The organism is Alcanivorax sp. HI0044 (assembly GCF_001634945.1).
Genome location: NZ_LWEZ01001034.1, coordinates 1 through 682, shown reverse-complemented (window position 1 = coordinate 682; position 682 = coordinate 1). Strand labels below are relative to the sequence as shown.

General features: G+C 56.0%; 1 protein-coding gene. It reads left to right on the top strand.

Going from position 1 to position 682, the window contains the following annotated elements; translation table 11 throughout:
• Positions 1–340: 340 nt before the first annotated feature.
• The coding region (locus tag A3730_RS12095; RefSeq protein ID WP_197477464.1) for an acyl-CoA dehydrogenase family protein at positions 341–682 on the top strand (342 nt) is incomplete at its 3' end.

Genomic DNA, 682 nt, shown 5'->3' with positions numbered 1-682 from the left:
GCCAGTCCACAGCACTCTACGGCACGGCGCGCTTGTGGGACGACGGCATTATCGACCCCCGCGACACACGCCAGGTGGTGGCCTACGCCCTGGATATCTGCGATGACGCAGAACAACGCCAGCTACACCCGAATTCATTCGGGGTGGCGAGACTTTAAACGTAATTGACAGTGGCCAATTAAAAGTTGACAGCGAAACAACGGACAGCACAGCGCCTCCGAACTGGGGTTTAGCTGTCAACTGTCCACTATCAACTTTCAACTCAAACACCTGAATAACTGACAAATACAGACATAGCAGCGCTCGATAAACCGAGCCAAACAAACACAGGGAGCCTCCCATGCAATTCACTCAGGAACACGAAGAACTTCGCCGTACCGTCCGTAATTTTGTCGACAAGGAACTGAACCCCCATGTGCGTGAATGGGAAGACGCTGGCCGTTTCCCCATTCACGAAGTGTTCAAGAAAATGGGCGATCTGGGTCTGCTCGGGGTCACCAAGCCGGAAGAGTTTGGCGGCATGGGGCTAGACTACTCCTACGGCATGGTTATGAGCGAAGAAATGGGCCGCGTCCATTGTGGCGGCGTGCCGTTGGCTGTGGGTGTACAAACCGACATGGCCACCCCAGCCATCGCCCGCTTCGGCTCCGATGAACTGCGTCGTGACTACCTGGCCCCCGCC